Origin of the sequence: Rheinheimera sp., from assembly GCF_037442525.1 — a bacterium.
Taxonomy (GTDB): Bacteria; Pseudomonadota; Gammaproteobacteria; order Enterobacterales; family Alteromonadaceae; genus Pararheinheimera.
On sequence record NZ_JBBIQD010000001.1, the window covers coordinates 704,432 to 724,701 of the forward strand.

21 protein-coding genes are annotated in these 20,270 nt (G+C 52.1%); 11 read left to right on the top strand and 10 right to left on the bottom strand.

Annotated features, from left to right (window positions below; translation table 11 throughout):
• The first annotated feature begins 89 nt into the window (after nt 1-89).
• Entirely contained in the window at nt 90-293 is a 204-nt protein-coding gene (locus WKJ03_RS03270; RefSeq protein WP_337840721.1) for a hypothetical protein, read from the top strand.
• 11 nt (nt 294-304) lie between these two features.
• On the opposite strand, the gene WKJ03_RS03275 is transcribed toward WKJ03_RS03270, so the two are convergent.
• Entirely contained in the window at nt 305-844 is a 540-nt protein-coding gene (locus WKJ03_RS03275; protein ID WP_337840722.1) for a GNAT family N-acetyltransferase, read from the bottom strand.
• Between the two features lie 50 nt (nt 845-894).
• A complete protein-coding gene (locus WKJ03_RS03280; protein ID WP_337840723.1) occupies nt 895-2,400 on the bottom strand; it encodes an alanine/glycine:cation symporter family protein in 1,506 nt (501 codons plus the stop codon).
• A 388-nt stretch (nt 2,401-2,788) separates the two neighbouring features.
• On the opposite strand from WKJ03_RS03280, the gene WKJ03_RS03285 reads away from it, so the two are divergent.
• The 3 genes from WKJ03_RS03285 to WKJ03_RS03295 are packed head-to-tail and all read left to right on the top strand — an operon-like array spanning nt 2,789 to nt 5,629.
• Nucleotides 2,789-3,838 carry a histidine kinase gene (locus WKJ03_RS03285; protein ID WP_337840724.1) on the top strand — a complete coding sequence of 350 codons (1,050 nt, stop codon included), beginning with the start codon at nt 2,789-2,791 and terminating at the stop codon, nt 3,836-3,838.
• On the top strand, nt 3,835-4,914 hold the full coding sequence (locus WKJ03_RS03290; protein WP_337840725.1) for a histidine kinase: 1,080 nt from the start codon (nt 3,835-3,837) through the stop codon (nt 4,912-4,914). Before WKJ03_RS03285 ends, WKJ03_RS03290 begins: the two co-directional genes overlap by 4 nt.
• On the top strand, nt 4,901-5,629 hold the full coding sequence (locus WKJ03_RS03295) for a LytTR family DNA-binding domain-containing protein (protein ID WP_337840726.1): 729 nt from the start codon (nt 4,901-4,903) through the stop codon (nt 5,627-5,629). Before WKJ03_RS03290 ends, WKJ03_RS03295 begins: the two co-directional genes overlap by 14 nt.
• Before the next feature lies 1 nt (nt 5,630).
• Here WKJ03_RS03295 and WKJ03_RS03300 read toward each other — a convergent pair whose 3' ends face one another.
• Both WKJ03_RS03300 and vapB read right to left on the bottom strand, forming a co-directional pair.
• Complete coding sequence (locus WKJ03_RS03300) at nt 5,631-6,047, bottom strand: type II toxin-antitoxin system VapC family toxin (protein WP_337840727.1); 417 nt, start codon at nt 6,045-6,047, stop codon at nt 5,631-5,633.
• Nucleotides 6,044-6,271, bottom strand: coding sequence for a type II toxin-antitoxin system VapB family antitoxin (vapB, locus tag WKJ03_RS03305; protein ID WP_337840728.1), 228 nt, complete (start codon nt 6,269-6,271; stop codon nt 6,044-6,046). The genes WKJ03_RS03300 and vapB overlap by 4 nt, the downstream gene beginning before the upstream one ends.
• A 255-nt stretch (nt 6,272-6,526) precedes the next feature.
• Here vapB and WKJ03_RS03310 point away from each other — a divergent pair, with 255 nt between their 5' ends.
• Nucleotides 6,527-6,865 carry a DUF3718 domain-containing protein gene (locus WKJ03_RS03310; protein WP_337840729.1) on the top strand — a complete coding sequence of 113 codons (339 nt, stop codon included), beginning with the start codon at nt 6,527-6,529 and terminating at the stop codon, nt 6,863-6,865.
• A gap of 84 nt (nt 6,866-6,949) precedes the next feature.
• Here the strand turns inward: WKJ03_RS03310 and WKJ03_RS03315 are convergent, their stop codons facing one another.
• Complete coding sequence (locus tag WKJ03_RS03315) at nt 6,950-7,483, bottom strand: DinB family protein (RefSeq protein WP_337840730.1); 534 nt, start codon at nt 7,481-7,483, stop codon at nt 6,950-6,952.
• 387 nt (nt 7,484-7,870) lie between these two features.
• Here WKJ03_RS03315 and WKJ03_RS03320 point away from each other — a divergent pair, with 387 nt between their 5' ends.
• Nucleotides 7,871-8,113 carry a type II toxin-antitoxin system ParD family antitoxin gene (locus tag WKJ03_RS03320; RefSeq protein WP_337840731.1) on the top strand — a complete coding sequence of 81 codons (243 nt, stop codon included), beginning with the start codon at nt 7,871-7,873 and terminating at the stop codon, nt 8,111-8,113.
• Nucleotides 8,110-8,403 (top strand): type II toxin-antitoxin system RelE/ParE family toxin, encoded by a 294-nt coding sequence (locus WKJ03_RS03325; protein ID WP_337840732.1) that lies wholly within the window; start codon nt 8,110-8,112, stop codon nt 8,401-8,403. The genes WKJ03_RS03320 and WKJ03_RS03325 overlap by 4 nt, the downstream gene beginning before the upstream one ends.
• A gap of 85 nt (nt 8,404-8,488) precedes the next feature.
• Here the strand turns inward: WKJ03_RS03325 and WKJ03_RS03330 are convergent, their stop codons facing one another.
• Both WKJ03_RS03330 and WKJ03_RS03335 read right to left on the bottom strand, forming a co-directional pair.
• Nucleotides 8,489-9,892, bottom strand: coding sequence for an ATP-binding protein (locus WKJ03_RS03330; protein ID WP_337840733.1), 1,404 nt, complete (start codon nt 9,890-9,892; stop codon nt 8,489-8,491).
• Nucleotides 9,893-10,467: 575 nt separating this feature from the next.
• Entirely contained in the window at nt 10,468-12,063 is a 1,596-nt protein-coding gene (locus WKJ03_RS03335; protein ID WP_337840734.1) for an isocitrate lyase, read from the bottom strand.
• A gap of 148 nt (nt 12,064-12,211) precedes the next feature.
• Here WKJ03_RS03335 and WKJ03_RS03340 point away from each other — a divergent pair, with 148 nt between their 5' ends.
• Nucleotides 12,212-13,147 carry a LysR family transcriptional regulator gene (locus WKJ03_RS03340; protein WP_337840735.1) on the top strand — a complete coding sequence of 312 codons (936 nt, stop codon included), beginning with the start codon at nt 12,212-12,214 and terminating at the stop codon, nt 13,145-13,147.
• Between the two features lie 57 nt (nt 13,148-13,204).
• Here the strand turns inward: WKJ03_RS03340 and aceB are convergent, their stop codons facing one another.
• On the bottom strand, nt 13,205-14,797 hold the full coding sequence (gene aceB / locus WKJ03_RS03345; RefSeq protein ID WP_337840736.1) for a malate synthase A: 1,593 nt from the start codon (nt 14,795-14,797) through the stop codon (nt 13,205-13,207).
• Between the two features lie 208 nt (nt 14,798-15,005).
• Between aceB and WKJ03_RS03350 the strand changes: the two genes are divergently transcribed.
• Both WKJ03_RS03350 and WKJ03_RS03355 read left to right on the top strand, forming a co-directional pair.
• A complete protein-coding gene (locus tag WKJ03_RS03350) occupies nt 15,006-15,620 on the top strand; it encodes a DUF2726 domain-containing protein (RefSeq protein WP_337840737.1) in 615 nt (204 codons plus the stop codon).
• A 153-nt stretch (nt 15,621-15,773) separates the two neighbouring features.
• Nucleotides 15,774-15,971, top strand: coding sequence for a hypothetical protein (locus WKJ03_RS03355; RefSeq protein WP_337840738.1), 198 nt, complete (start codon nt 15,774-15,776; stop codon nt 15,969-15,971).
• Nucleotides 15,972-16,043: 72 nt separating this feature from the next.
• Here WKJ03_RS03355 and WKJ03_RS03360 read toward each other — a convergent pair whose 3' ends face one another.
• Nucleotides 16,044-17,009 (bottom strand): carbohydrate kinase, encoded by a 966-nt coding sequence (locus WKJ03_RS03360; RefSeq protein WP_337840739.1) that lies wholly within the window; start codon nt 17,007-17,009, stop codon nt 16,044-16,046.
• A gap of 179 nt (nt 17,010-17,188) precedes the next feature.
• Here WKJ03_RS03360 and WKJ03_RS03365 point away from each other — a divergent pair, with 179 nt between their 5' ends.
• Entirely contained in the window at nt 17,189-19,114 is a 1,926-nt protein-coding gene (locus WKJ03_RS03365) for an alpha-amylase family glycosyl hydrolase (protein ID WP_337840740.1), read from the top strand.
• Between the two features lie 9 nt (nt 19,115-19,123).
• Here the strand turns inward: WKJ03_RS03365 and WKJ03_RS03370 are convergent, their stop codons facing one another.
• The gene (locus tag WKJ03_RS03370) at nt 19,124-20,155 is read right to left on the bottom strand and encodes a prolyl oligopeptidase family serine peptidase (protein ID WP_337840741.1); all 1,032 of its coding nucleotides are present in this window, start codon (nt 20,153-20,155) and stop codon (nt 19,124-19,126) included.
• Nucleotides 20,156-20,270 lie beyond the last annotated feature (115 nt).

Here is a 20,270-nt window from a genome sequence, read left to right on the forward strand (position 1 = left end):
AGTGAACTTTTCATGACAGCAGCAGACTATGAATAGCTGGAGTTTCAGCGACTTAGGCGGCATACTGAAAAAAATACGGAGGAGTCATCATGCGATTGTTAGTTCTGCTGCTGGTGTTGGCCCAAACAGGTTGTGCATACAGCCAGCGTGGCTCAGATGAATGGTGGTATGACAGAACTCAACGGGACACCAGAGCCCACTGCAACAGCCTGCCCGCTGAAGTGAAAGCTCAGTGCCTGCAGCAGGCTCAACAAAGTTATGAAGAGTTTAAAAAGCAGCAACAGCAGCACTGAGCCACACTGAGTTACAGTATCAGTTGGTAAGCGTCCACCCATTCGTTTTTATCCGGCACCAGCACTGGCGGTATCGGCAACATGCCGACTTTCTCCAGCAGCTTTTTCGACGCCAGATTTTGTGGCGACACAATGGCCTGCAGCTCTGTCAGCTGTAAAGTCCGTGCATGGGCCACAACAGCCTGTGCCGCTTCCAGCGCATAGCCCTGACCGGTAAACTGCGGAAAATAGGCGTAGCCTAAGTCCGGCACCGGCAGAAAATCACGTTGGATCAGGCCACAAAGCCCAATCGCAGTGCCGTCCTGCAACACCACTTTGTACATACCAAAACCAAATTTCGGGTAGCTGGCCAAAGCCCCCTGCTCCAGGTTGCTGCGGGCATCCGCCAAGGTGCGAACGCCCTTGTCGCCAATGTATTGCAAAAAACTTGGCTCGTTATACAAGGCCAGGGCAAAAGCGGCATCATCCAGCGTCAGAGGCCGAATGATTAAACGTTCCGTGGTTAACATCAATTTCTCCATCACCGAAATATGCGGCTGCCAGTTCCGCATACTCTAATCCAGTGCATAGAAAAACCGGAGCCTGAGCTCCGGTTTTTTTGTTATTGCTCAGACTGAGCCTGTTGCGTTTTCGCTTTTTCTTCCCAGAAAGTGGCATTTTTAATGCCCAACTTCACAGGGTCAAAACGAATAGGGCCACCGGCCTGTTTTTGCGCTTCGTAATCACGCAGGCAACGAATGGTCGGCTTGTGCATAAAGAAAATCAGCAAAATACCCAGCACGTTAATCCAGGCCATCAAGCCCACACCAATGTCCCCAATGGTCCAGATGTAGCCTGCACTGTTCACCGCACCATAAGCCACCATAAACATCAGTGCCAGTTTAAACAGCACCAGCGGCAGCTTGTTACCAAACACCGAGTTTAAGTAAGCCACATTGGTTTCGGTGATGTAGTAATAGGCCAGAATGGTGGTAAAGGCGAAGAAGAACAGCGCCAGGCCAACAAACACTGAGCCGAAGTCGCCAAACACCTGCAGCAGCGCCAGTTGGGTAAAGGCCGGTGAGCTGATCTCCGTATTCGCCGCCACATTCTGCACTATCAGGCTGCCGTCTGTTAAGGTGCCAGCCACATTGTATTGCTGAGTGATCAGGATCATCAGCGCCGTGGCAGTACAGACAAACAGGGTGTCCACATAGACAGAAAATGCCTGCACCAGGCCTTGTTGCGCCGGGTGATCGACTTCAGCTGCCGCAGCGGCATGAGGGCCAGTGCCCTGACCCGCTTCGTTGGAATAAATACCACGTTTCACCCCCCAGCCAATAGCAGCACCTAAACCGGCCTGAGCGGTGAACGCGTCACTGATGATCAGGCTGAATACGCCGGGTAATTTATCCAGATTCAGAAACACCACCACCAGCGCCATAATGATGTAACCCAGCGCCATAAATGGCACCACGACTTGGGTGAAGTTGGCGATACGGCGAATACCACCAAAAATAATAAAACCCAGGATCATCAGGATCACCGCCAGCGTGATCAGTTTATTGGTGCCAACCAGGCCAAAAGCCGTATCGACCATAGCACCGTCACCGAAGATCCGAACCGCCGCATCACCGACCGCATTGGCCTGCACGCCAGGTAAAAACAAGCCACAACCAATAATGGCGGACACGGCAAACAACACACCCAAAGGCTTCCAGCCCAGGCAACGTTCAAAGTAATAGGCCGGGCCACCACGGTACTGGCCGTTTTGTTCCACTTTGTACAGCTGGCCTAAAGTCGACTCGACATAAGCCGTACTGGCGCCCAAAAAGGCCACCACCCACATCCAGAACACAGCGCCGGGGCCACCAAAGCCTATGGCCGCAGCCACACCGGCAATGTTACCTACCCCAACCCGGCCCGATAACGAAACGGCTAAAGCCTGAAAAGACGATATGCCTTTGTCTGAACTGGAATTATTCAGCAGAAGTTTCAGCATTTCTTTGAAATGACGCAGCTGCGCAAAGCGGGTCATTACAGAGAAAAACAAGCCTGCCCCAAGGCAAAGGTAAATCAGGGCTGGGCTCCAGATAACGCCATTAATGGCATTGACTAACTCATTCATTTACATGTTCCCCACGGCATTAAATGGCAATACAACTTGTCTATACCTGTCGTACTTGAAGCTGCGGCTTTGTTGGCTGCACCATCTCGCCCCAGTCACATAGCTTTACTATGCTCCCGGGGTCTCACTGGCTTGCCGCCTCCCCGCAACTGCAAGTTACTTGGGTAAATCTGCCTTTGTTTTTGGATAAAACAACGGCCGGAATCGCTGCCCGGCCGTTATGCCCTAACAAGATACCGCAAGCACGCCGCTACGCCTATTGTTATTTGTGAGTCCGGCACCTCTGGTCCCATCTTTGCCTCCTGTGGTGTTGTGCCGCCATCGCTTTTCAAAAGCGCTTGGTTATACTGCTTCTGACCTATTGATGCAGGACTTTGCAGTGCTTACCATGCCCACTTCCGCCGTTATGCGTTATCACAGTTGGTTCTGGCTGCTGATCTTTGTGATTAGCCTGTTCAGCTGGGGCCTGGATTATCTGATCTGGCAAAAAAAGGAAAGCCTGCTGTATCTGGGGCTGGCCTTTATCAGCGACGCTGGCGCCTTTGTATTAACTGGTGCCGTGTTGCTGTGGTCACAGCAGCAAATTCAGCAGAAGCATTTTTCCGTCTGGCAATTTGTGCTGGCCGCAGTGGCCGCCACGCTGATCTATATTCCGCTCGACAATGTACTGTGGCTGCTGCCGATGAAAAGTGAAACTTTCGATTTGCGCCTGCTGCTGAGTAACCTTGACAGCAGCACTCTGGCTTTTTTTGTCTGGACCAGCCTGTACCTGGCTTATGTGCTGCACCAGCAACGCAATTTCCGGCTGCAGGAATCCAGCCGCCTCAGCCAGAAAATTCAGCAGCTGGAACTGCAGGCACTGCGCCACCAGCTGAACCCCCACTTTACCTTTAATGCGCTGAATTCGGTTTGCGCGCTGATTGAGGCCGAACGTTACGACGATGCCGAACTGATGTCGGAACAGCTGGCGTCTTTTTTACGTTATTCACTGAGCCATTCGCCGGAGCAACTGGTGCAGCTGGCCGACGAGCTGGCAGCCATTAATGCCTATTTATCGCTGCAGAAAACCCGTTTTGGCAATAAACTCCGGGTAGACTGGCAAATTGAACCAGCGGCCACTGCCCAGTTGATCCCTCCACTGCTGCTGCAGCCTTTGGTGGAAAACGCCATTAAATACGCCGTCGCCAGCCGTCAGCAAGGCGCCACCATCACCATCAGCGGCGAATGCAAAAACAACGAACTCTGGCTGAAAATACAGGACGACGGCCCCGGTGAAGCCGCCACTGCGCTGGCCGGTCAAAGTGCCGGTGTCGGCCTGAGCAACATCCGCAACAGGTTAAAACAGCACTTCGGCCAGACCGCCCGTCTGATGGTGGACGCGGGTCAGCAGGGCTTTGCTGTACTGATCCAGTTGCCGTTGCAGCGGAGTGCCCTATGAGCGCTGTTCAGCCGTCCCTGGGCCGTTTTTGGTACTGGCACCTGCTGTACTGGCTCTGTTATCTGCTGGTCAAATTTATCCATCTGGCGGTGTTGGTGCCGCTGGATGGCCGCGCTGTATTTCCGTACCTGATGATTTACCTGCTGCTGAGCAGTATTGCTTTTGTGGTCACAGGCCTGCTCGGACAACGTGAGCTGCGCGCATCTCATAACCTGAGGCAGCAGGCTGTCATTTTACTGCGTTGGCTGATCCCGCTCTGGATGGCGTTGGTGCCACTGCGTCAGTACCTGATGATGAACTACGCCATGCTGAACTATGAAAACAACATCAGCCCGCTGCATTATTTATTGGCCTTTAATCTGGTGCTGATGCCCATAGCCGGCTGGGGCGCGCTTTTTATGGTGTACAAAGCCAATGTGCTGGACCGGCTTGAATTTGGCCACCAGCAGGAGCTGGCACGGCAAGCCCGGATGACCCGGTTGAAAGTGCTGCGCTACCAGGTAAACCCACATTTTATGTTTAACACCCTTAATGCGCTGAACTCCTTGATAGTGCAGCACAAAGGCCTGGACGCCGAAAACCTGATCCTGCAGCTGTCAGCCTTTTTACGCCACTCGCTGAAAAACCATACTGAACACCTGATCCCACTCAAAGAAGAACTGGACGCGCTGGCGGCTTATCTGGCCATTCAGCAGGTGCGTTTTGGCGATCGGCTGACCCTGTGCTGGCAATTGGATGACAAAGCACTGAACTACAAAATACCGCCGCTACTGCTACAGCCCCTGGCGGAAAACGCCATTAAATATGCAGTGTCCGAAATGAAAGGCGAAGCTCAAATTCGCATTACAGTCAGCCTGACCGACCATTTTATCAAGCTGTCTTTGTCGGATAACGGTCCGGGCGCGGAACTGGCGGCCGGCTGGCCGCGTCAGGCCAGCAGCGGCAGTTTACAAAACCTGGCTGAACGGTTAAGCCTGCTGTTTGGCGCTAAAGCCAGCCTGGCCTTTCATCAGCAGGCACAGCTTTTTACCGGTGAAATCTCGTTACCTCTGGAGTCTCTGGATGCAATTGATTAGAACCCTTATTGCTGACGACGAACCTTTAGCTGTCAGCAACCTGAAAGCCAAACTGGCGGCTTACCCAAATATAGTGGTGGAACAAAGTTTTGATAACGGCGACGACACCCTGGCCTATTTGCAGCAGCATCAGCTGGATTTAGTCTTTCTGGATATTCAGATGCCAGGCTTAAAAGGCATTGAAGTGCTGAAGCAACTGTCCAAGTCGTCCGCTATGGCGGCACCACTGATTATTCTGGTGACCGCTTACGACAACTATGCGTTTTCTGCGTATGAGCATTTTGCTTTTGATTACCTGTTAAAACCCGTGTCACGCCAGCGCCTGGCGCAGACGTTACTCGATGCCAAAACCGCACTGGATAAACAGCAACAACTGGTGCCTGCCCCTGTGGCGCAAAAGCTGACCTTTAAAACCGGCGCCTCTACCTTATTGCTGGACGATGTGGATGTGCTGATGATTGAAGCTGCCGGCAACTACATGTGTATTCACACCTTAAGCGAGAACCTGATTATCCGTGAAACCATGAAAGACTTATTGCAGCGGCTGCCGCCGCAGTTTGTGCAGGTGCACCGCTCCTCCATCGTCAACCTGCACCATGTGCACAAAGTGCAGCCACATAACAACGACTACCAGCTGCAACTGTCCAACGGCAAACAGGTGGTAGCGTCGAGGCGCTTTAAAGCCGACTGGTCGCCTAAATTGCAGCAGCTCTAACTTACACCGACCAATCTTCCAGCCGAAGATCTGGCACTCGTGCAAATTCTCTGATGTTGTTGGTGACCAGCACAGAACCTACCGCAATAGCATGGCCAGCAATTGCGGTGTCATTGCCACCGATAGGCGTGCCAGCATCCGCCAGATATTGCTTGATAGCCGCACTCGCCTCTACTGCAAGCTTATCCCAAGGCAACACAGCATCAATCCTGGCCATAAACTGATCAACAATTTGGTTATGTTTTGGCGATGCTTTTTTGCCTATAGCCCCAAAGCGTAATTCAGCATAGGTAATTGCCGAAATAACCAGCCTGTCTTTATTTTCCACATGACCTTGCAATACCTTCAGCAGAGTTTCTGGGCGCTCGCGCATGATAAAAGAGCAGATATTGGTATCAAGCATATAGGTTTGTTTCAAAGCACAACCCGCCCTTCCTGAATAACATCAGTACGCTCCGCCATAAAGTCAGCATCAGCGAGCGGTGCATCAGCGAAGCTGGTCCAACTTGGACGGACAGGACGCAGTATTAACACATCACCTTCGCGGCTGATTTCTACTTCAGAGACGCCTTCAAATTCCAGCTCTTTAGGGATCCGGACCGCCTGGTTGCGGCCATTGATAAATAGTGACGCTGTTTTCATAAACACCTCAGCATATACTTGATATATGCCAGCATAGTTCAGCCAAATCATATGTCAAGCATATAGCAAATTAAAGCCAGGCTGAGACAGCATTTACTGTATAAATCCTGACAAAATTATTGCCCAATGTTGCTAAATATTTCGGCGCCCCCTGCTGTCACAGCTGGCTTCCCAGTGGCCCCATTTGAGCAGAAAACCAACAAAAGCTCCGCCAGAATTCAGGTATGGCGCGGTGCCATAGCGGAGGATACCCCAATGAAAGTTTTAGCTTCTATCGCCATTCTGGCTGCAGTAATCTCTGGCTCAACCCAAGCCAGCGATACCCCATACATCATGGACCCAAGCATTGAGCAGTTACTGGTAAAGGTCTGCACACAAAGCCAGGATGATGACAAATTTGGCTTAAATAAAACCCTGAAAGCCAACCGGCTGAGCAAACAGAATGCCGTGGATAAAGTGGTTTGTAATGGCCAGCCTTTAGTCACATTCGCCCGTAACTATGAAGCGCACAAAGTGGTGAAAATGCTGGAACGTTACGAGCTACGTGGCAAAGGCAAAGTGTCTATTTCTGATGTCGTAGCAGCGCCGAATTAATAGCCACTGCCCAGACCCTATTCTGTAAATGCCAGTCAGTTCAGCTGACTGGCATTTTCTTTTCGCTTAAGTGCAGGCCGGTGTTCAGCCCTGCACATAAGCAACATAGTCCGTCACTCCGGGGTCGAGCCCCAGCTGGTACATCAGGGTAGTCACCTGCCCTCTGTGATGGGTCTGATGATTGAACATATGGGCAGTAGCCACCCACACTGGATGCTCACGTAGCTGGCCCTTTGAATTGCTGTAACGCATGCTCTGCCCAAGCAACTCATCCGTTAACTCCCAGGCCCAGTCGGTAATCACCTGGTCTGTCGCCTGCCGTTCACGAAACAAGGTGCTGAAATCGCTACATAATTCCAGCCGCAATGAGTCAAATTCATACACCAGGTCTGCCGAGCTCAGCGCCCTGATGCCGGGCAGTGCTTTGGCAAAGCGACCCAGCCAGATCCGGTCGGCCAGCAAAATATGGTTCAAGGTACTGTGGATGGAGCCAAAAAAAGCTCCCAGGTCCCGCTTGCGATCATGGTCACTCAGCCCCGCCAGCTGGTTAAACAGCGACAGGTTAAACTCGCGGTTATAGCGGGCAAAACCACAAAGCTGATCTCTATGTGCTCCCATTGGATCTCCTTAACGCAGATGAACTGAGCGCGCCTGCGCGCGAACCTGTGCGTCTTCAAGGCCGAACGGAAGACCCCGAATAACGCGTATTGTCTGCTGTTTGTCAGCATGAAGGCACGAAGCTACCGCTCCTCTCGCATAACATAGAAAACGACAGCCTTGTGCTTATCCTTACAATAAAAATTGTGACAGGCTGGCACCACAAGCTCCCCAAATACCGGATCTGGCAGCTCTGGAGCAAGGCCCCCCGATTTAGCCAGTTGATTCGCTGCAATCGCAAGCAGACAAAATCGGGGCTGGCATTTTCTTTGTTGTTCTAAAGTAAAACCTTGCCCGCCCAGCAGATACCATAATCTGGTATTTATTGGTATTAACAGAGGCAAGCTGATGGCCAAGAATACAAGTATCATACTGGGTGAACACTTTGAAGGCTTTATTGCCAGCCAGCTCCAAAGCGGCAGGTACGGCTCTGCCAGCGAAGTCATTCGCTCCGCACTGCGTTTACTGGAAAACCAGGAAACCAAATTAGCTGCACTGCGCCAACAGCTGGTGGAAGGTGAACAAAGCGGTGACGCTGATTATGATCTGGCGAGCTTTATGGCTGAGCTCGACGCTGAAAACAACCAATGAGGCCATTTACCCTTGCCGCAACAACGGATTTACGGGACATTGCATTATTCACCCAAAACCGTTGGGGCCGGGAGCAACATAACCCTTATTTACAGCAATTCGATGACGCATTTTGGCTTTTGGCTGACAACCCAGCTCTTGGTCAGCCATGCAACGAAATCCGCCAAGGCTACCGAAAATTCCCTCAGGGCAGCCACCTGATTTTTTACCAACAAAGCGCGCAGCAACAGATCCGAATCATCCACATTCTGCATAAAAGTATGGATGTTTATCCGATAGTGGGTGGGTAGTAGCATGAGCCACCGTGTTTACGCGGTAGCTCCACTCACTCGTCAGTGCTTTAAGCCCTTAAGGCGCAAGATTCAACTAATGGACTTATTTGTCCGCTATTGCTCTTTTGTACTGGTAGTTGAATGCGTTTGCGGACTCATCAACCAAAACCAATTTTCCATCTGCTCGAAGCTTCTGCAGAGCTTTTTTAACCTTATTGATGTCGTCTTCGCCACTCAACTGGCGAGCCATCTTGTTTGTTATGACTGAATCTGGATTTTCCTCCAGATAGTTCATGACTACATCTTCGATAGATGCCAACCTTTGATGCCGAATAACTACAACAAAATTGTTACCACGTTCTTCGAAAATCGGGTCAACAAGACCGGCCTTCTTTAATTCATTCTTGACTGTGTCAAGCCCTTCACCAATATCATGATTGAGGGGATTCGGGAGATTATGAAGCATCCTAACCAAATTAGGATTCCGAGAGAATCGCTCATCGTATAGGTTATTCAGATCAACATACCCTGGTAGACGACCCGGACTCAGGATCTCAACCCGATTGTCAAACACTCGAACATGAACATCGTCGTTCAGGCTATAGTCCCTATGTATAACGGCATTAACGAGAACCTCCTTTAACGCTTCTGCGGGGTAGCTTAGTTTAACTAGATTATCACCCTCATAGAATGAAGCCCCATCGACGAGTTCCTGAACTTTTGCGATAGTCTTTCTAATTAATGTCTCGATTGGACCGTTAATCGTTGCTGGCATCTCAGCAAGATGTTCTCGCTTGTATTCCGATTCAGTTGTTCGAAGCCTGTAAACTTTTACTGCGCACCGGGTATCTATAGATGCCTGAGGCTCTTCATCGAAAAGTAAAACGCACCCGACATTTACTTTTTGTTCACCGTTTTGCTCAGAGAGCAATCTTTGCTTATTTAGGAATCTACGCGCATCAAGAGCTGTGCCAACGCGTCGCATATAATCATTGAGAATCGGCGATTCGACGATCTCACCAATGTCAACGGACGATACTGCCACTCGTTCATAGGGAGCGGATCCCTTTGAATAACTTAGCGCGGTGACACGTTCACCCTTAATTTTAACCTTTCCGGCATTCAGTCTAATAAAGCAATCACTAGAAGCCGTGTAATGTACTTTTGGACTTTTCGGGATGGACAAGTGCAGAATATAACCGCCAACTGAAGGTGATATAAATTCAACCGCAACATTTTCAACGGCGGGAATTGTCTGCTCCAAAAGGACAGCCAGAACATCATTGGCATCCTCCTTCGCCACAAAGGGCACTAGTCGCTCTCCTTCGCATTTTTTGTCTTCAATTCCTATATACAGATCACCGCCATCGGCATTAGCAAAGGCTACGAAGGATTCTTGTAGCTTGGACGGCGCAATTCGCTTGCTCTTCACATCAAAGAAGTGATCTTCGTCAGAACTAAGGATCTTCGTAAGTTCACTGTCAGAGAGAATTCTTTCTTCAATCATCTATATCGCTCATATAATTAAATTTTGTGGCATAACAGCTCTATAAGATTCACGACGCACGCTTTAAATCGTGCGTCATCCCTTCTTTCCTAATTTTTTTCATTAATTGAAGCCGTTAACTCACCGAATCTCAGTAATTTAAAGCAGCGAGTCCCGAACACTGGCACGAAAAATTAGGTTATAACCCGAATAAAAGGCTTAAACAACCAGCTGACACTGAGACGACACAGTTTAATTTCGGTCAGACAAAGCAGCTCGCTTTTGGCGTAAGCCCAGCCGCCAGCAAAACAGACGCGGGTAACTGCGTAGTGAGCGATATAAAAGTGAGCGCGCCAGAAGCGAACGGGCGAACGCAGTAGTTACCTGTGGCTGGGTTGCCTGCCACTGAACTCAGGCCATCGCCGGTGATTGCTCCTGCATTGCTGGTGTACCATACATCCTGTATATCGCCGAAAAATGTTCCATGCCATTTCGGCGTACCGTGCATCCTGTACATAAAAAAAAGGGCAGCCGAAGCTGCCCAAACTGTCAGTGTTTACCGACCACGTTATCAACGCTGTGGATGCCCAGTCCGCTTAGAACTGGTTCATCGTATTGTCTTTACCTGCCGCTTTTAAGGCGGCGTCGCCCGAGAAGTACTCTTTATGGTCATCACCCATATCCGAGCCGGACATATTCTGGTGTTTTACGCAGGCAATGCCCTGGCGGATTTCCTTGCGCTGCACCCCTTCCACATACCCCAGCATACCCGCAGCGCCGAAGTACTCTTTGGCCAGATTGTCCGTCGACAAAGCCGCCGTGTGGTAAGTTGGCAAAGTGATCAGGTGGTGGAAAATCCCCGCCTCCCGCGCCGCATCGGCCTGGAAAGTGCGGATGCGGTTATCCGCTTCCAACCCAAGTTCAGTGCCATCGTAATCCACCGCCATCAGCTTGGCACGGTCGTACGCCGACACATCTTTGCCTTCAGCCTGCCAGGCGTCGAACACCTGCTGACGGAAGTTTAAGGTCCAGTTAAAAGACGGGCTGTTGTTGTACACCAGCTTGGCGTTGGGCACCGCCTCGCGAATGCGGTTCACCATGTCGGCAATCTGGCCAATATGGGGTTTTTCGGTTTCAATCCACAATAAGTCAGCACCGTTTTGCAACGAGGTGATGCAGTCCAGCACCACCCGGTCCACCCCGGAGCCTGCTTTAAACTGGAACAAACCGCTGGCCAGACGCTTGGGTTTTAACAGCTTGCCATTGGCTTTGACTACCACATCGCCGTTCTGAATATCGTCCGCGCTTTGAATGTAATCGCCGTCCAGGAAACTGTTGTACTTGTCGCCCAAATCGCCCGGCGTTTTGGTCACCGCAATTTGTTTAGTCAGGCCAGCGCCTAAAGAGTCGGTACGGGCGACGATAATGCCGTTTTCAATGCCCAGCTCCAGGAAGGCGTAACGCACCGCGTTAATTTTGGCCAGAAAGTCGGCATGCGGCACCGTCACTTTACCGTCCTGGTGACCACATTGTTTTTCGTCCGACACCTGGTTTTCAATCTGAATGGCACAGGCACCGGCTTCAATCATTTTTTTCGCCAGCAGGTAAGTGGCTTCTTCGTTGCCAAAACCGGCGTCGATGTCGGCAATAATAGGCACCACATGGGTTTCAAAGTTGTCGATTTTGGCTAAAGTCGCTGTCACTTTCGCCTGGTCGTCGGCGGCACGGGCTGCGTCCAGCTCACGAAACAGGCCACCCAACTCGCGGGCATCGGCCTGCTTTAAGAAAGTGTATAACTCTTCAATCAAGGCCGGCACGGCAGTTTTTTCATGCATGGACTGGTCTGGCAAGGGGCCAAAGTCAGAGCGCAGCGCGGCAATCATCCAACCCGACAAATACAGGTATTTGCGTTTGGTGCTGCCGAAATGTTTTTTAATGGCGATCAGTTTTTGCTGGCCAATAAAGCCATGCCAGCAGCCTAACGACTGAGTGTACTGGCTGCTGTCGGCGTCATAAGCTGCCATGTCCGCACGCATCAGGTCGGCGGTGTACTGCGCAATCTCCAGCCCGGTTTTAAAACGGTTCTGCAGCTGCATGCGCACTGCGTATTCAGCACTAATCGCATTCCAGCCTGAACCCTGCCCTTTTACGCTCTGTTCCAGTTGTGCCACTGCATCTAAATAAGCTGACATCTTTATCCCCTGTGATTGCTGTTCTGTGGTTACAGCGAAAGTGCTGTTGTTGCAATTCACTATAGGTTTCAGTTTTAGAATTCATGTAGTTGATTTTTATGATTCCCATCATTCATTATGTGAATATAGCCAGCCTGAGGAGCGGATCATGAATATCAGCAAAATTGACCTGAACTTATTGGTGTATCTGGACGTGTTGCTGCGGGAGAAAAACGTCACCCGCGCCGCCAACCAGCTGAATATCACTCAGCCTGCCATGAGCAATGGCTTAAAGCGGCTGCGTGACTTATTAAACGACCCTATTCTGGTGCGCACCTCAGACGGCATGGTGCCGACTGAACGCGCCAAAGAGCTGGCGCCTGTGGTACGGGGCATTTTGTTAACGCTGGAAGAAACCTTACAACCCAACAAAGAATTTGAGCCCGACCACAGCCACAGGGTGTTCCGCATTATGGCCAGCGATTACGCGGCTTCCACCCTGATCCCGGCGCTGCTGAAAAAGCTGCGGGCCTTAGCCCCTTCCACCTCACTGGACATTATGACGCCGTCGGACGTGACCTTTCACGACGTGGAAAACGGCAAAGTGGATATGGCGATTAACCGCTTTGACCAACTGCCACAGTCCTTCCACCAGAAGACCATCTGGCGCGACAGCTTTGCCTGCCTGGTCAATAAACAAAACCCTATTGTCAGCCACTTTAACCTCGACAGTTATTTAAAAGGCCAGCATATCTGGGTCAGTAAAACAGGTTTTGGCGTGGGCGTGGGCATGGACCCGGCTGATGTGCAGAAATTGGGTTGGGTGGACGAAGCGCTGGCCAAGTTTGGCAAACAGCGCAATATCAGCGTCTTTACCCGCAACTACCATGTGGCGATGCATCTGGCGGTAGAAACGGACCTGATCGCCACCCTGCCGCTGCGTGCTGCACTGTTGTATCAGAACGACAGTACCATGCAGGTGCTGGACCCGCCTTTCCCTATTCCGTCGATTGAGCTGAAGATGATCTGGAGCCCCTTGTTGCACCAGGACGCCAGCCATATCTGGCTGCGCCGCTTAATTGGTGAAGTGGCCGAGGAGCTGTAACATCGCTGGGGGCCAGGGGTTGAATGTCGCGGGCGGGGTTTACCCCGCCCGCACCTATTACAGAAGCTCGTAGGCGGGTAAGGTCAGGAAGTCCACCAGCTCGTCGGCTGTGGTAATTTGCAGCAGCAACTGCTGTGCTTTGGCAAAATTCTGCGCCTGCCACTGCTCTTCACCCACTTCAGTGCGCACCACCTCTGACTCCTGCTGCAGCATCTGGGCAAACAAATCTTTAGTCACCAGTTGGCCGTTGCTTAAGGTTTTGCCGTGTTTAATCCATTGCCAGATGGAGGTGCGGCAAATCTCCGCGGTGGCCGCGTCTTCCATCAGGCCATAAATTGGCACACAGCCTTTGCCACTCACCCAGGCCGCAATGTACTGCAAAGCCACCCGGATGTTGGTGCGCATGCCGGCTTCGGTACGCTCACCGCTTGATGGCGCCAGCAAATCAGCCGCCGTCACAGGGGCGTCCTCGCTGCGGCTCACATCCAGCTGGTTCAGTTTGCCGTCGGTCAGGTAGCGGTTAAACACCGCATTGGCCGTGGCCGCCAGGCCAGGGTGAGCCACCCAGGTGCCGTCGTGGCCGTTGCTGGCTTCACGCTCTTTGTCGGCTGTTACTTTGGCCAGAATGGCTTCGTTAGCAGCAGGATCTTTGGCCGGAATAAAGGCCGCCATGCCCCCCATCGCCAGCGCGCCGCGCTTGTGACAGGTTTTGATCAGCAGCCTTGAGTAGGCGGACAAAAACGGCTGGTCCATGGTCACTACCTGACGGTCTGGCAACACCCGGTCGGCATGGTTCTTTAAGGTTTTGATATAACTGAAGATATAATCCCAGCGGCCGCAGTTCAGCGCGACAATATGCTCACGCAGTGCATGCAGAATTTCATCCATTTCAAACACAGCGGGCAGGGTTTCAATCAGCACAGTAGCGCGGATGGTGCCCACCGGCTGGTTGAACTTCGCCTGGGTAAAACGGAACACGCTGTCCCACCAGGCCGCTTCCTTATGGCTTTGCAGCTTCGGCAGGTAATAATACACACCTGAGCCATTGGCTAAGCGGGTCTGGTAGTTATGCAGGAAATACAGGGCGAAATCGACCAGCGAACCAGGCACCTGCTCACCGTCCACCAGCAGGTGTTTTTCCCACAAGTGCAGGCCACGTACCCGGGCAATCAACAAGGCCGGGTTGTCCCGCAGCGCATATTGTTTGCCGGATTGCGGGTCGCTGTAACTGATAGTACCCAGGTTGGCGTCGCGCAGGTTGATCTGGCCTTCAATGACCCCAGCCCAGCTTGGGGCCTGCGAGTCTTCAAAATCCGCCATAAAGACTTTTACATCGGCATTTAAGGCGTTAATGATCATCTTGCGGTCGACCGGGCCGGTAATTTCCACCCGTCTGTCCTGCAAATCAGCCGGAATAGCGGCCACTGACCAGTCGCCCTCACGGATACTGGCGGTTTCCGGCAAAAAGTCTGGCAGCGCACCAGCATCAAATTGCTGCTGCCGGCTTTGGCGAGCCGCCAGCAGAGCTTTCAGTTGTGGCCGGAACTCACGGGTCAGCTCCACCAGGAATTGTTGCGCCTCTGGGGTCAATATCTGCTCGAAGCCGCTGTGCATAGCACCACGAATAGTTAAAGCTGAAATGGTGGTCATCTGTTGATCCTTGCCTTTCTCTTTGTAGGGTGAGCTTCACTATAAGTGAGCAAGCCTATTTCAGCCATTAATAGCAGCAATGCCAGACATTCACCTTGTTTATATAATTTAGAGCAAAAACACTAATTCATTGGCACAGCCCCTGCATACCCCCCTGTATCAGACACAAAGCTGCGTCTGTTCAGTCAAATTTTTGTCGGAGGTCATTATGGAATTGGTTTTATTGTTACTGGTGGTATTGGTGGTCGCCGCTGCGCTGTTGGCAAGCCGCTTTATGCAGCAGGGCAACCCCTTTCCGGTCAGCAGAAAAGCCACCTTATTTACTCAGGTCGAACGCAACTTCTTAGTGTTGCTGGAGCAGGCTGTAAATGGCGAATACAAAATTATGAACAGAGTCAAAATGCTGGACCTGCTCGATTTCAAACAAAACACCGACAGCAAATCACGCCGGGCGGCCATGCTGAAAATGAATGCCAAGTACCTGGACTTTGTGTTGTGCGATCCAAAAGACATGACCATTGTCGCGGTGATTGACCTGGTAAATAACAACAGCAAGGATGGCCACAAAGCGGCGCCAGACTGGTTTGTCAGCGGGGCTCTGGAAGCGGCGGGTTTACCTTATATCCGCATGAAAGTCCGCACCGATTACACAGTGGCTGATATTCAGGCCGGGCTGGCCGCCAAAATTGGCAAGAACCTGCCAAAACCAGACCCGCTGCTCAAAGGCCATATGAAAAAAGGCCCAACCCGTCCGGTGCGCCCTTTAACTCCGGTGTTGTCGCCGAACCAGATCAAAGCGCAGTCGACTGCACTTATTCATTGATCATCAGTCTGTGACCGAAAAAGCCACCTGCAGGTGGCTTTTTTATTGATTGGTATCACCCTCTGCACACCCTAAATAAAAATTACAAATTTTTACTTTAGCTGCAGAGCTGGCTGCCGATAGAGTTAAAGGATAAATGGCATGGGAGTAAACATGACAACATCCATAAGCGGAGCCCCTGGTTTAAGCGAAGGCTATGAAGTTCTGAGCGCCAGTCTGGCCAAAAAACAGCAAGTGGCAGAAGGCCGTGCGGCCCTTGAGCTCTTGCAAAGCGCAGCCATGCCTGTGGCACAGCTGCAAAGCCCATCTCCCGTGGGCAACCTGGGTCAGAATATTGACATCAGAGTGTAGGCTTTTGTCTGCAACCCAAGGGCTGACATTGTCAGCCCTTTTCTTTTGGTGACATTCACAGACTCTGCTGCTTTAGCCGTTTTGCGCAGCCAGCCATTGTTGCCGGTCCGGCAAGGCGGCAAAAGCACCATAAGACATACAGGTGAATGAGCCCGCCTTGATTGCGCCTTGCACCAGTTGCTGCTGCCAACTCAGGGATTGCAAAGCACTGTCGAGCGATTGGCCTTGCTCAATCCTATGTGCCAGCTGATACAACCAGGCCCCGACAAAGGCATCACCGGCTGCTGTGCTGTCTTTCACCTGCACAGCTGTTACCTGCTGCACAAAGTGCCCGGCTCTGCTGTAGCTGCCCACTTCGGCGGCCCCTGCCGTCACCAGTACCCAACGGGCCTGGCCAGCCAGTAACTGCCTAATCCAGTCGGTATCCGTCTGCTCATCCGCCAGATAACGCAGCTCATCTTCGCCCAGCTTGACCAGATCGGCCTGTTGCACCAACTGGCGCACCAAAACACGATCAGCCTGACCGCAAGCCCACAGATTATGCCGCAGGTTGGCATCCACAGAAATCAGCCAGCCATGTTGCCTGGCCTGTTGGATCAGGCTGAAACTGGTGGCCGCTATGTCAGGCATGGTGAGGCTGTTCGAGCACAGATGCAAAATGCCGGGCTGCTGCCAGAATGCCGCAGGGCAATGCTCAGCCCGATACAATAAATCTGCCGACGGTGGCCGGTAAAACGAAAAACTGCGGTCGCCGTCCTGATTTAACGCCACAAAAGCCAACGCCGTTTTGGCGTCGCTGGTAAAGCGGACCAGCTCACAGTTCACGCCGTAGCTGACTAATTGCTGATGCAAAAAATCACCAAATAGATCCTGCCCCAACATGCCGAGAAAATGGCTTTGACCACCCAGCCGGGCCACCGCCACAGCCACATTGGCAGGGGCACCACCGGCATAACGGCGGAACAGATCAGGCTGAGCCGGGTCTTGCAGAAAGTCGATTAATGCTTCGCCAAAACAACAGACAGGGACAGTCGGCATCAGATGCACCTCGAATTGAATAACCTTAACTTAATCGTTTAAGTCAGATTAGTCTTTTCTACCTACTCAGTAAATTCCCTGCAGAAAATTTTTTTGCTTTGGGCTGGAGAAAACCTTGCAAAAACGTTTCAGATCACGTTTTATTAGCAGCACTATTCGTGCTCAACCCGGATCTTCCCATGCAGGCCACCACAGATCAGCTACTTAGTCAGCCAGGCTTATTACAGCTGGAATGTCAGAGGCTACTAAAACGTTTCAGCCAAACCCTGAGACCTCTGGCAAAACAACAATGGCCCGCGCTGCAATCCCGGCTGAATGAGCAGCTGCCGGTATTACTCAGGCTGTACCTGCAGTTATATGCTGAACGTTATGACTGTTACTTCCATCTGGAGCAATTGCTGAAAAGCCTGGCGAAAAGCAGCGCCAGCCGCCCGGACTACCTGTGTCAGCTGGACGAACAGCCACAGGACTGGCATAAACAAAGCAACCAGTTGGGCGCTGCCTGTTACGTTGATTTATTTGCCAGCGATTTTGAAGGGCTGAAACAGCGTATCCCTTATTTAAAACAAACAGGCATCAATTACCTGCACCTGATGCCCTTGTTTAAAGCGCCGGAACCCAACAGTGACGGCGGTTATGCAGTGTCCGACTACCGCACGACCATGCCAGCGCTGGGCAGTATGCAGCAACTGGCCGAGCTGATGGCCGAGCTGCACCAGCAGGGCATCCGTCCTGTGCTGGATTTTGTGTTTAACCACACGTCCGACGAACATAGCTGGGCGCTAAAAGCCCAAAAAGGTGACCCTGAGTACCGCGATTTTTATTTTTTCCTGACCGAAGCCGAGCGCGACCGCTATGCGCCTCACCTGCGCGAAATATTCCCGGAAATCCGTCGGGGCTGCTTTACCCAAGACCCGGCATCCGCTTTATGGGTCTGGACCACCTTTAACAGCTTTCAGTGGGATTTAAACTACGCCAACCCGGCCGTTTTTAATGCCATGGCCGGAGAAATGCTGTTTTTGGCCAATCAGGGCGCGGCGGTGCTGAGGCTGGATGCGCTGGCCTTTGTCTGGAAAGAAGCAGGCACGAACTGTGAAAACCTGCCCAAAGCCCACCTGCTGATCCAGGCCTTTAACGCGGTGGCCCGTATTGCGGCGCCTGCGCTGCAGTTTAAGTCAGAAGCCATAGTGCATCCGGATGAAGTGGTGAAATACATAGCCCCCACTGAATGCCAGCTGTCCTACAACCCGCTGCTGATGGCGCTGCTGTGGAACAGCCTGGCCACCCGTAAAACGCGTTTACTGACCGAATCGCTGAAACGCCGTTTTGCCATAGATCCGCACTGCAGCTGGGTCAATTACATTCGTTGCCATGACGATATTGGCTGGACCTTTGATGACAATGTGGCCTGGCAACTGGGTATTCACCCTGACCATCACCGGCATTTCCTCAACCAGTTCTACACAGGCCAGTTCCCTGGCAGCTTTGCCTGTGGCGTGCCATTCCAGCAAAACCCGCTGACAGGCGACTGCCGCGTCGCTGGTATGCTGGCGTCGCTGGCTGGTGTCGAACAGGCAGAGCTGCAGCACAATACGCAGTACCTTGCGCATGCGCTGGCACGGATTTATCTGCTCAATTCGGTGATCCTGAGCATAGGTGGCCTGCCGTTGCTCTATATGGGGGACGAACTGGGGCTGCTGAATGACTACAGTTTTGTTACTGATCCGGCGAAAAAAGACGACAGCCGTTGGGTGAACCGGGTGAAAGTCACAGATGCACAGCTGGCAAAGGCCAAAGACCCGACGTCCTTTTCAGGTCTGGTGTACCAGCAACTGCAACAACTGCTGGCGGCCCGCCGCCGCCTCGTGGTATTGGGCCAGGGCAGTACCAGGATTCTGGAGTGTGGCAACCCCCATCTGTTTTGTTATCAGCGCGAACTGGCAGGCGACAGACTGTTGGCTTTGGTGAATTTTTCAGAGCAGCAACAGCAGGTGACGCTGCCCGCCACAGGCCCCTTTACCGATGAGCTGAGTGGCCAGTGCTATCAAACGGACACTGTACAGTTACAGCCTTATCAGGTGCTGTGGCTGACGCCCACCCCCTGAATCTATGCATTACTTCAGCTGCTGTTTTAACCACTGAACCATATCTGTGCGGACTTTCTGCTGAACAGGGGCAAAGCTGTGGTTGGCCCCAGGGTACAGCAACAGCTGATAGGGCCACTGACGTTTTTCAAGCTCAGTGGCCAAACGTTTGGATTGCTCCACTTCCACCCGCTCGTCTTGTTCGCCATGTTGCAGCAATAGCGGCACCCTGGGTAATTCGTCCAGCAAATACAATGCTGAGCGCGCACGTAACGCAGCTGTTTTTTGGTCGGCATAGCCGGGAATACGGTGTTGATAAACTTTTTCCATCTCAGGCCTGAGGTTCAGATGGGATTCCAGATCGGCCACCCCGGCCCCGGCAACCAGGGCTTTCACGTCACCCGGCCACTGCTTCGCTGCCAGGTACGTCATCATGCTGCCTCTGCTGTGGCCCCAAATCGCCAGTCTGCTGGTATCCGCTGCAGGCAACTGGTCGGCAATGGCTTTTAATGCCACCACATCGGCCACTTCAGCTCCGCCAAACTCGTCGCGCAGCAGGGTGGTCCCAAGCTTTTTTTCATCGGAGCGGTAGTTACTTGCCAGGATCACAAAGCCCTGCTCCGCCACCGGCATCAGTAACTGATACACCTGACCAAACACCAGTTGACCAAAGTCGCCATTGCCACCGCGGTTAAAAATCAGCACGGGCAGTTTTTGCTTTGCCCCTTTGGGCGACAGGATATAACCCCGCACTGAAAGACCATCCACTGTGTAACGAATTTCTCTGCAGTCTAAATTAGCCTGATACCGGCCAAAATCTTCTGCTTTAAACTGCTGCTCCAGCATAACGCGACGCTGTTGCGGGTCCACTCCTGCTTTACCGGGCTGAGCGCTGAGCCAGTCGAGAAAGTGTTGATGGCTGGCGGCGGGGCCTGAGAAACAGGACCGCTGTTTTTCGATTTGAGGGGAAGCAAGTCCGGCACTGGGGGTGGCCGCCGATAAAGAAAAGGCAGACGTCAGGCAAGACAACACCAGCACCGTCGATAACGCAGGGCGTTTCATTTTTGTTACATCCTTGTATAAAAAGAGAAAACAAACTAACTGAACCCTGAGTGGGCGGTCAAGCGGTCAAGTCTGTTTTTTTTCCGCTCCCGCTTTGGCTGGATAAGCTGCGCTT

What these genes read in the sequence shown, in the direction of transcription:
- WKJ03_RS03340 (WP_337840735.1), top strand. Translation starts at nt 12,212, where the DNA reads ATGAATATCAGCAAAATTGACCTGAACTTATTGGTGTATCTGGACGTG.
- vapB (WP_337840728.1), bottom strand. Translation starts at nt 6,271, where the DNA reads ATGAAAACAGCGTCACTATTTATCAATGGCCGCAACCAGGCGGTCCGG.
- WKJ03_RS03310 (WP_337840729.1), top strand. Translation starts at nt 6,527, where the DNA reads ATGAAAGTTTTAGCTTCTATCGCCATTCTGGCTGCAGTAATCTCTGGC.
- WKJ03_RS03325 (WP_337840732.1), top strand. Translation starts at nt 8,110, where the DNA reads ATGAGGCCATTTACCCTTGCCGCAACAACGGATTTACGGGACATTGCA.
- WKJ03_RS03355 (WP_337840738.1), top strand. Translation starts at nt 15,774, where the DNA reads ATGACAACATCCATAAGCGGAGCCCCTGGTTTAAGCGAAGGCTATGAA.
- WKJ03_RS03295 (WP_337840726.1), top strand. Translation starts at nt 4,901, where the DNA reads ATGCAATTGATTAGAACCCTTATTGCTGACGACGAACCTTTAGCTGTC.
- WKJ03_RS03285 (WP_337840724.1), top strand. Translation starts at nt 2,789, where the DNA reads ATGCCCACTTCCGCCGTTATGCGTTATCACAGTTGGTTCTGGCTGCTG.
- WKJ03_RS03280 (WP_337840723.1), bottom strand. Translation starts at nt 2,400, where the DNA reads ATGAATGAGTTAGTCAATGCCATTAATGGCGTTATCTGGAGCCCAGCC.
- WKJ03_RS03360 (WP_337840739.1), bottom strand. Translation starts at nt 17,009, where the DNA reads ATGCCGACTGTCCCTGTCTGTTGTTTTGGCGAAGCATTAATCGACTTT.
- WKJ03_RS03370 (WP_337840741.1), bottom strand. Translation starts at nt 20,155, where the DNA reads ATGAAACGCCCTGCGTTATCGACGGTGCTGGTGTTGTCTTGCCTGACG.
- WKJ03_RS03330 (WP_337840733.1), bottom strand. Translation starts at nt 9,892, where the DNA reads ATGATTGAAGAAAGAATTCTCTCTGACAGTGAACTTACGAAGATCCTT.
- WKJ03_RS03320 (WP_337840731.1), top strand. Translation starts at nt 7,871, where the DNA reads ATGGCCAAGAATACAAGTATCATACTGGGTGAACACTTTGAAGGCTTT.
- WKJ03_RS03365 (WP_337840740.1), top strand. Translation starts at nt 17,189, where the DNA reads ATGCAGGCCACCACAGATCAGCTACTTAGTCAGCCAGGCTTATTACAG.
- WKJ03_RS03275 (WP_337840722.1), bottom strand. Translation starts at nt 844, where the DNA reads ATGCGGAACTGGCAGCCGCATATTTCGGTGATGGAGAAATTGATGTTA.
- WKJ03_RS03350 (WP_337840737.1), top strand. Translation starts at nt 15,006, where the DNA reads ATGGAATTGGTTTTATTGTTACTGGTGGTATTGGTGGTCGCCGCTGCG.
- WKJ03_RS03290 (WP_337840725.1), top strand. Translation starts at nt 3,835, where the DNA reads ATGAGCGCTGTTCAGCCGTCCCTGGGCCGTTTTTGGTACTGGCACCTG.
- WKJ03_RS03335 (WP_337840734.1), bottom strand. Translation starts at nt 12,063, where the DNA reads ATGTCAGCTTATTTAGATGCAGTGGCACAACTGGAACAGAGCGTAAAA.
- WKJ03_RS03270 (WP_337840721.1), top strand. Translation starts at nt 90, where the DNA reads ATGCGATTGTTAGTTCTGCTGCTGGTGTTGGCCCAAACAGGTTGTGCA.
- aceB (WP_337840736.1), bottom strand. Translation starts at nt 14,797, where the DNA reads ATGACCACCATTTCAGCTTTAACTATTCGTGGTGCTATGCACAGCGGC.
- WKJ03_RS03315 (WP_337840730.1), bottom strand. Translation starts at nt 7,483, where the DNA reads ATGGGAGCACATAGAGATCAGCTTTGTGGTTTTGCCCGCTATAACCGC.